The sequence below is a fragment of the Mycobacterium asiaticum genome (assembly GCF_001673365.1).
Classification (GTDB): domain Bacteria; phylum Actinomycetota; class Actinomycetes; order Mycobacteriales; family Mycobacteriaceae; genus Mycobacterium; species Mycobacterium asiaticum_A.
In genome coordinates this window covers 1-852 of the sequence record NZ_LZLS01000021.1, presented here as the reverse complement: position 1 = coordinate 852, position 852 = coordinate 1, and the positions used below count along the sequence as shown (strand labels likewise).

The 852-nt window shown below is 65.8% G+C and carries 1 protein-coding gene; it reads left to right on the top strand.

What is annotated here, in order from left to right; translation table 11 throughout:
- Positions 1 to 47 precede the first annotated feature (47 nt).
- Entirely contained in the window at positions 48 to 851 is an 804-nt protein-coding gene (locus A5634_RS02290) for a mycofactocin-coupled SDR family oxidoreductase (RefSeq protein WP_065142470.1), read from the top strand.
- The last annotated feature ends 1 nt before the right edge of the window (position 852 follow it).

Here is an 852-nt window from a genome sequence, read left to right as displayed (position 1 = left end):
ACACTAGCTGCGGGCGCCAAAACGGTCTGCGGCTAACGTTGCGCGCTATGGGTGTCTTGGACGGACGGGTCGCACTAATTACCGGCGGGGCTCGAGGACAGGGCCGCGCCCATGCGTTAGCGCTGGCGGCCGAGGGCGCCGACATCGCCGCCGCCGATGCGCCGGCCCCCATGACCGGCCTCACCTACCCACTCGGCACCGAAGATGACCTACGAGAAACCGCGAAGCTCGTAGAAGAACTCGGCCAGCGCTGCCTCCCGCTCACCGTTGACGTGCGCGACCCCGCACAGGTGAATCAGGCCGTCGAGCAGACAGTGAAAGACCTCGGCAGCCTCGACATCGTCGTGGCCAACGCCGCCGTCGTAACCACCGGGCCGCTGCAAGAGGTCAGCGACCAGATGTGGCAACAACTCGTCGACACCAACCTCACCGGCGTGTTCCACACATTGCGGGCGGCCCTCCCGGTCATGCGGCAACAGCGCTTCGGCCGGATCGTGGTGACCTCTTCGATGGGTGGCCGGATGGGGATTCCCGATCTCGCGGCCTACAACGCCACCAAGTGGGGCATCATCGGACTCGCCAAGTCCGCGGCGCTCGAAGTAGCCAAAGAGGGCGTCACCATCAACGTGATCTGCCCGACCACCACGCAGACACCGATGGTGCAGCCCAACGGCGAGGAGGATATTCCCGACGACTTGGTGCGCCGCATGATGAAAGGCAATCCGATCCCGAAACCGTGGCTGCAGCCCGAAGACGTCAGCCGCGGCGTCGTCTACCTCGTCACCGATCCGGGCGTCATCACGGGCAGCGTGCTCGAGGTTGGCCTGGGCGGTAGCGCCCGCATCCACTGAC